This window comes from Pseudomonas sp. GW821-FHT09C08 (assembly GCF_059418125.1).
In genome coordinates this window covers 22,564-29,778 of record NZ_JBWKPG010000021.1, presented here as the reverse complement: position 1 = coordinate 29,778, position 7,215 = coordinate 22,564, and the positions used below count along the sequence as shown (strand labels likewise).

Annotated in this window: 6 protein-coding genes and 1 tRNA gene; 3 read left to right on the top strand and 4 right to left on the bottom strand. The window is 61.4% G+C overall.

The genetic code is table 11. The features are described 5' to 3' along the window. Nucleotides 1–2 precede the first annotated feature (2 nt). Nucleotides 3–78, bottom strand: a tRNA-Val gene (locus AC07OJ_RS30830). Between the two features lie 159 nt (nt 79–237). Here AC07OJ_RS30830 and rdgC point away from each other — a divergent pair. The 3 genes from rdgC to sugE all read left to right on the top strand — a co-directional run bounded on the left by rdgC (nt 238) and on the right by sugE (nt 2,701). After that, a complete protein-coding gene (gene rdgC / locus AC07OJ_RS30825) occupies nt 238–1,158 on the top strand; it encodes a recombination-associated protein RdgC (protein WP_065901389.1) in 921 nt (306 codons plus the stop codon). A gap of 155 nt (nt 1,159–1,313) precedes the next feature. Continuing rightward, the gene (locus AC07OJ_RS30820; protein ID WP_065901396.1) at nt 1,314–2,279 is read left to right on the top strand and encodes a bile acid:sodium symporter family protein; all 966 of its coding nucleotides are present in this window, start codon (nt 1,314–1,316) and stop codon (nt 2,277–2,279) included. A gap of 107 nt (nt 2,280–2,386) precedes the next feature. Then, entirely contained in the window at nt 2,387–2,701 is a 315-nt protein-coding gene (sugE, locus tag AC07OJ_RS30815; protein ID WP_495095799.1) for a quaternary ammonium compound efflux SMR transporter SugE, read from the top strand. Nucleotides 2,702–2,767: 66 nt separating this feature from the next. On the opposite strand, the gene AC07OJ_RS30810 is transcribed toward sugE, so the two are convergent. The 3 genes from AC07OJ_RS30810 to AC07OJ_RS30800 all read right to left on the bottom strand — a co-directional run bounded on the left by AC07OJ_RS30810 (nt 2,768) and on the right by AC07OJ_RS30800 (nt 7,157). Then, complete coding sequence (locus tag AC07OJ_RS30810; RefSeq protein ID WP_495095798.1) at nt 2,768–4,642, bottom strand: MFS transporter; 1,875 nt, start codon at nt 4,640–4,642, stop codon at nt 2,768–2,770. A gap of 58 nt (nt 4,643–4,700) precedes the next feature. Next, the gene (locus AC07OJ_RS30805; protein WP_495095797.1) at nt 4,701–5,849 is read right to left on the bottom strand and encodes a TDT family transporter; all 1,149 of its coding nucleotides are present in this window, start codon (nt 5,847–5,849) and stop codon (nt 4,701–4,703) included. A 114-nt stretch (nt 5,850–5,963) separates the two neighbouring features. Beyond that, entirely contained in the window at nt 5,964–7,157 is a 1,194-nt protein-coding gene (locus tag AC07OJ_RS30800; protein WP_495095796.1) for an MFS transporter, read from the bottom strand. Nucleotides 7,158–7,215 lie beyond the last annotated feature (58 nt).

Below are 7,215 nucleotides of genomic sequence, written 5' to 3'. Positions count from 1 at the left end.
AATGGTGGGTGATGACGGGATCGAACCGCCGACCCTCTGCTTGTAAGGCAGATGCTCTCCCAGCTGAGCTAATCACCCTTCGTTTCGGTGTGGCGCGCATTCTACGGAGCGACCCTGGGTCTGGCAAGCACTTTCTTAAATCTTTTTTTTGAGGCCTTCCAATGGCTTAGGCAGGGTTGGCCTCAGGCGATATCAAGAGAATAATGCCCCCCTTTGTATAAAGGAGAGACTCACCCCATGTGGTTCAAGAACCTGCTTATCTATCGCCTGACCCAAGATCTGCCTGTTGATGCCGAGGCGTTGGAAGCGGCAATGGCCACCAAGCTGGCGCGCCCTTGTGCAAGCCAGGAGTTGACCACTTACGGTTTCGTCGCGCCTTTCGGTAAAGGCGAAGACGCTCCTCTGGTTCACGTCAGCGGTGACTTCCTGCTGATTGCCGCGCGCAAGGAAGAACGCATCCTGCCGGGCAGCGTGGTGCGTGACGCGCTGAAAGAGAAAGTCGAAGAGATCGAGGCCGAGCAAATGCGCAAGGTCTATAAAAAGGAACGCGACCAGATCAAGGATGAAATCATCCAGGCCTTCCTGCCCCGCGCCTTTATCCGTCGCTCGTCGACCTTCGCCGCCATCGCGCCGAAACAGGGCCTGATCCTGGTCAACTCGGCCAGCCCGAAACGTGCCGAAGACCTGCTCTCGACCCTGCGTGAAGTCATCGGCACCCTGCCGGTACGTCCACTCACCGTGAAGACCGCACCGACCGCGATCATGACCGACTGGGTCACTACCCAGAAGCCGGCCGATGATTTCTTCGTCCTCGACGAATGCGAACTGCGCGACACCCACGAGGACGGCGGCATCGTGCGCTGCAAGCGCCAGGACCTGACCGGCGAGGAAATCCAGCTGCACCTCACCACCGGCAAAGTCGTGACCCAACTGTCGCTGGCCTGGCAGGACAAGCTGTCCTTCATGCTCGACGACAAGATGACCGTCAAGCGCCTGAAGTTCGAAGACCTGCTGCAAGACCAGGCGGAACAGGACGGCGGTGAAGAAGCCCTGGGCCAACTGGATGCAAGCTTTACCCTGATGATGCTGACGTTTGGCGACTTCCTGCCGGCGCTGGTGGAAGCACTCGGCGGCGAAGAGACTCCACAAGGCATCTAAAGCCATGTGAAGATCAAAATGTGGGAGCGGGCTTGCTCGCGAAGGCGGTGGATCAGTCAGCAGATGGATTGACTGGCACACCGCCTTCGCGAGAAAGCCCGCTCCCACGTCTGATCGCATTTGTACTTCCGACTTCTAATAACAAGGACATCCCCATGCGCGCACTCGCTGCCTTGAGCCGCTTCGTCGGCAACACCTTCGCCTACTGGGTGTTGATTTTCGCCGTCGTGGCCTTCCTCGAACCCAGCTGGTTCATTGGCCTGAAAAGCGCCATCGTCCCGCTGCTGGGCCTGGTGATGTTCGGCATGGGGCTGACCCTCAAACTCGAAGACTTCGCCGAAGTCGCACGCCACCCGTGGCGCGTGGCACTGGGCGTGGTCGCGCACTTTGTAATCATGCCGGGCGTGGCCTGGCTGCTGTGCCAGGCTTTCCACCTGCCACCGGAAATTGCCGTCGGCGTGATCCTGGTCGGCTGCTGCCCGAGCGGCACTTCGTCCAACGTGATGACCTGGCTAGCTCGTGGCGACCTGGCGCTGTCGGTGGCCATCGCCGCCGTCACCACCCTCCTCGCCCCGCTGCTCACCCCCGCGCTGATCTGGCTGTTGGCGTCGGCCTGGCTGCCGGTGTCGTTCATGGAGTTGTTCTGGTCGATCCTGCAAGTGGTGCTGCTGCCGATCGTGCTCGGTGTGGTCGCGCAACGCCTGCTCGGCGAGCGGGTGCGCCACGCCGTGGAGGTGCTGCCGCTGGTGTCGGTGGTGAGCATCGTGATCATCGTCGCGGCAGTGGTGGCGGCCAGCCAGGCGAAGATCGCCGAGTCGGGCCTGCTGATCATGGCAGTGGTGATGCTGCACAACAGCTTCGGTTACCTGCTGGGCTACTTCACCGGTCGCCTGTTCAAACTGCCATTGGCGCAACGCAAGTCGTTGGCGCTGGAAGTCGGCATGCAGAATTCCGGGCTGGGCGCTGCATTGGCGAGCGCACACTTTTCGCCGTTGGCGGCGGTACCGAGCGCGCTGTTCAGCGTCTGGCACAATATTTCCGGGGCGTTGCTCTCGACGTATTTCCGCCGCATGAGCGAGAAGGAAGACCGCCGCGCGCTGGAGAACACGCCGCAAACTTGATCGCCTGATCAATTTTCGGCACTCTACCGAGCTTCGCGGGGACGACCCCGCGACGCTATCGAGGCGCATACTCCGGGGACGACCCCGCCTATAAAAGCGAGGTCATCATGTCCTGGATCATTCTGTTTTTTGCCGGTTTGTTTGAAGTCGGCTGGGCCGTCGGCTTGAAGTACACCGACGGTTTCAGCAAGCCACTGCCGACCGCCCTGACCATTGCCGCCATGGCCATCAGCCTCGGCCTGCTGGGCCTGACCATGAAGGAACTGCCATTGGGCACCGCCTACGCCATCTGGACGGGCGTGGGTGCGGTGGGCACGGTGATCGCCGGGATTATCCTGTTCGGGGAATCCATGGCGCTGTTCCGCCTGGCCAGCGTGGCGCTGATCATCTGTGGACTGATTGGTCTCAAGATCAGCACGTGACCCCTTGCAGGAGCCCGCTTGCGGCGATAGCGCCTGAACGGGCGCCATCGCCGGCAAGCCGTGTTCCTACAGGACCGTGCCGCGCAGTTGCGTGACCTTCTCCTGCAACTGCGCCGGCGTCGCCGACTCGACCGATACCGGCTCACCCGCCACCAACACCACCCGCGACCAGATGCGATGGAACCAGCCCTTGTTCGGATCGCGGCTGAAGAAACTCCCCCACAACCCCTGCAGCGCCATCGGAATCACCGGCACTGGCGTCTCTTCCAGAATGCGCGTCACGCCACCACGGAACTCATTCATCTCACCGTCGCTGGTCAATTTGCCTTCCGGGAAAATGCACACCAACTCCCCGTCCTGCAGGTACTGCGCAATCCGCGTGAAGGCCTTTTCGTAGATCTGGATATCTTCGTTGCGCCCGGCAATCGGAATCGCCCCGGCCGTGCGAAAGATAAAGTTCAGCACCGGCAAGCGGTAGATCTTGTAGTACATGACAAAGCGAATCGGCCGACGTACCGCGCCGCCGATCAACAGTGCATCGACAAACGAGACGTGGTTGCACACCAGCAACGCCGCGCCCTCGTCCGGAATCAGATCAAGGTTGCGATGCTCCACGCGGTACATGGAATGGCTGAGCAGCCAGATCATGAACCGCATGGTGAACTCGGGAACGATCCTGAAGATGTAGGTGTTGACCGCGATGTTGAGCAGCGACACCACCAGGAACAATTCGGGGATCGACAGCTTGGCCACGCTCAACAGCAGGATCGACACGATCGCCGAGACCACCATGAACAGCGCGTTGAGAATGTTGTTGGCGGCGATCACCCGCGCCCGCTCATTCTCGGCGGTACGCGACTGGATCAGCGCGTACAGCGGCACGATGTAAAAGCCGCCGAACACACCCAGACCGAGGATATCGAACAACACCCACCAGGCCCGCCCATAGCTCAACACCGCCAGCCAGTCATTGGCCTGCACATTCTGTGGGAAGCCGCCGGAGTGCCACCACAGCAACAGGCCGAACACCGTCAGGCCAAACGAGCCGAACGGTACCAGGCCAATTTCCACCTTACGGCCCGAGAGTTTTTCACAGAGCATCGAACCGAGGGCGATGCCCACCGAGAATACGGTCAAGATCAGCGTGACCACGGTTTCGTCGCCGTACAGCCACTCCTTGGCGTAGGCCGGAATCTGCGTCAGGTAAATCGCACCGACGAACCAGAACCACGAGTTGCCCACGATCGAGCGCGACACCGCCGGGGTCTGGCCCAGGCCGAGGCGCAAAGTTGCCCAGGATTCGCTGAAGATGTTCCAGTTCAACCGCAACTGCGGGGTCGAAGCCGCCGCGCGCGGGATGCTGCGGCTGGCGAGGTAACCGAGTACCGCCACACCGACAATCGCCACCGACACCACCGGCGCGTAATGAGTGGACGACATCATGATCCCGGCACCAATGGTACCGGCCAGAATCGCCAGGAACGTGCCCATTTCCACCAGGCCGTTGCCGCCCACCAGCTCATCGTCATGCAGCGCCTGGGGCATGATCGAGTACTTCACCGGCCCGAACAGCGCCGAGTGCGTGCCCATGGCAAACAGCGCCAGCAGCATCAGTTCCAGGTGATTGAACAGGAAGCCCGTGGCGCCGACGGCCATGATCACGATCTCGCCGATCTTGATCGCGCGGATCAACGCATCCTTGTTGAATTTTTCGCCAAACTGCCCGGCCAGCGCCGAGAACAGGAAAAACGGCAGGATGAACAACAGCGCACACAGGTTGACCCAGATGGCCCGATCGCCGTCGATGGTGAGCTTGTACAGAATGGCCAGGATCAGCGATTGCTTGAAGATGTTGTCGTTGAACGCGCCCAGCAACTGGGTGATGAAGAACGGCAGGAAGCGCCGTGTGCGCAGCAAGGTGAATTGCGAGGGGTGGCTCATCGTCCGTGTTCCTGCGTGGCCTGTTATAGATTCAGGCCACGACTTTACCTAACTCCGCTTACTTATTCGCTAGTCCTGCAATGCACGGCGATACAAAAAGCTCGCCTTTATAGGCGCCCTGCACGGTGCGCGTAGCAACGATCAGCCACATCAGCGCCAATGCCACCACCAGCACGCAACCAAACACACTGAAGAATCCCAGGTTCAACAGGCTCGCCAACTTCAGCGTGGCCAAGGCATACACCCCCAGCGGAAAGGTAAACCCCCACCACCCAAGGTTGAACGGAATGCCGGCGCGCAGGTAACGCAGGGTGATCAGTACCGCAATCAGCATCCACCACAGGCCGAAGCCCCACAGGGTAATGCCGGCCACCAGGCCCAGGCCGTTGGCCATCTCGCCCACACCCGGCAAGCCGTTGGCGGCAAAGATAGCCGGCGCATCGCCCCCCAGCAGCAACATGCCAAGGGCGCCGGTGCCGATAGGGCCCAGGGCCAGCCAGCTCGAGGCAGCCATGTTGGCGTGGGGCAATTTGTGCAAGGCCATGCGCAACATCAGGATGGTCAGGATGCTGAATGCGACCGGCAGGGAGAACGCCCACAACACATAGCTGGTCACCAGCATCACCAGTTGCGAATGGGCGTCGGCCAGGTGCGGCGCGAGCAGGCCACCGCTGGCGGCGGCGACTTCGGCGGCCACCACCGGCAACAACCACACGGCTGTCATCTGGTCGATGCTGTGTTCCTGGCGGGTGAACATCATGAACGGGATCAGCACACCGCAGGCCAGGGCCATCGCCACATCCAGCCACCACACCGCTTCAGCCAGCGCGATCACCTCGTTGCCCCAGCGTGGCAGGCCGAACAGCAGCAGCCCGTTGAGAATCGTGGCCAGGCCCATGGGAATGGTGCCGAAGAACATCGAGACGGTGGAGTGCCCGAAAATACGCCGCGCCTCGTGGAAAAACATCACCCAGCGCGCCGCGTACAACAGGCTGAACAGCACAAACAGGCCGATGGTCACCAGCCACAGCCCTTCGGCGATGGCATGCAGGCCAGGCAGGTTGACCGGCAGCTGTGCCAGGGCCAGCGCGAGCACGCCGGTGCCCATGGTCGCGGCAAACCAGTTGGGGGTGAACTGGCGAATCACTTCCCGGGGACGGGTCAGGTGACTGAAGGGTTTGTAACTGATGGTTGTCGAGCAGGTCATGATGGCAATCCTCTTCCTCGCATGAGGTTGAGACCATGATAGAACCTGATCGAATATCTATATAACGGGTAATATCTCTAACTGTTATCTACTTTACCGATATAAAAGCAGGACTCACTCGCCCGCCGTCGCCCTGGCTCGCGCCGAGTCCTGCAGCAGCAGCCCTAACAACGCGCCCAGCGCCAGCAGAATGAGGATCGCGCCGTAGCCATCGGTGGTGGCGATCAGGCCAAAACTGCGGATCAGGTTGCCCGCCAGCAGCGAGGGCAAGCAGAACGCCAGGTAACTCAACACATAGAATGTCGACATCAGGCCCGCACGCTCATGGGGCAAGGCCAGCGGTACCACGCTGCGCAAGGCGCCGAGAAAGCCCGCGCCAAAGCCGCTGCCGGCGATCAGCGTGGCGATGAAGAACAGCGGCAGGCTGGCGCTGTGCACGGCGGTGAGGATCAGCGTCACACCGATGGCGAGCAAGCCGGCCCCGAGGCGCAGCACCTTGTCGGCCGGGCGATTGCGCAGGGTGAAGATCATCAGCGCGCCGCTCAGGGTCAGCACGGCGACCAGGCCGCCACCGATCAGGTTGGAAGTCGAGCCGGTAGCGGCGCGCACCAGCGAAGGCGCCAGGGAGAGATAGAAGCCGCCCATCGCCCACACTGCTACATCCACCGGCAACGACAGCCACAAAGCGCGGCGCGCCTGGGGCGGTACATGCAAGGTGGGGCGCAGCGACGCCAGCGCGCCGGGGATGCGACTGACGCTTTCCGGCAAGCGCCACACATACAGGGCCTGCAACAGCATCAATGCCAGCAACGTCCAGTAAATCAGTTGGGTCGGCAATGGCGCGAACTCCACCAACAGACTGCTGCCCATCGCGCCGCAGGCCATGCCCAGCAAAGGCGCCACACTGTTGACCAGCGGGCCTTGCTGGCGATCGGTATCCAACAAGGCGGCGCCCAACACTGCGGTGGCCATGCCCGTGGCGAAACCCTGCAAGGTCCGCGCGGCAATCAGCCAGGCGACGCTGTCTTCATTGATAAACAGCAACATTGCCAGCATATCCAGGATCAGCGCGGCAAAAATCACCGGCTTGCGCCCCAGGTAATCTGACAGCGAGCCGACGGTCAACAGCGCCGCCAGGAGGCTCAAGGCGTAGACCCCGAAGATCAGCGTGAGCATGCCCGCCGAAAAATGCAGGCCCTCCTGATACAGGTGGTACAACGGCGTCGGCGCACTGGAGGCCGCGAGAAACGTCAGCAAGGTGATCGCGAGGAACACCAGGCTGGAACGATGGGAAATAGGGCTGGACATGGGCACGCTCCGCTAAAGCTAATATTTTGCTTTTGCGGAGTGTGCTACTCGCCAGCGC

Bases quoted from the DNA above. Each gene is read 5' to 3' on its own strand.
- rdgC (WP_065901389.1), top strand. From the start codon at position 238: ATGTGGTTCAAGAACCTGCTTATCTATCGCCTGACCCAAGATCTGCCT.
- AC07OJ_RS30810 (WP_495095798.1), bottom strand. From the start codon at position 4,642: ATGAGCCACCCCTCGCAATTCACCTTGCTGCGCACACGGCGCTTCCTG.
- AC07OJ_RS30805 (WP_495095797.1), bottom strand. From the start codon at position 5,849: ATGACCTGCTCGACAACCATCAGTTACAAACCCTTCAGTCACCTGACC.
- AC07OJ_RS30820 (WP_065901396.1), top strand. From the start codon at position 1,314: ATGCGCGCACTCGCTGCCTTGAGCCGCTTCGTCGGCAACACCTTCGCC.
- AC07OJ_RS30800 (WP_495095796.1), bottom strand. From the start codon at position 7,157: ATGTCCAGCCCTATTTCCCATCGTTCCAGCCTGGTGTTCCTCGCGATC.
- sugE (WP_495095799.1), top strand. From the start codon at position 2,387: ATGTCCTGGATCATTCTGTTTTTTGCCGGTTTGTTTGAAGTCGGCTGG.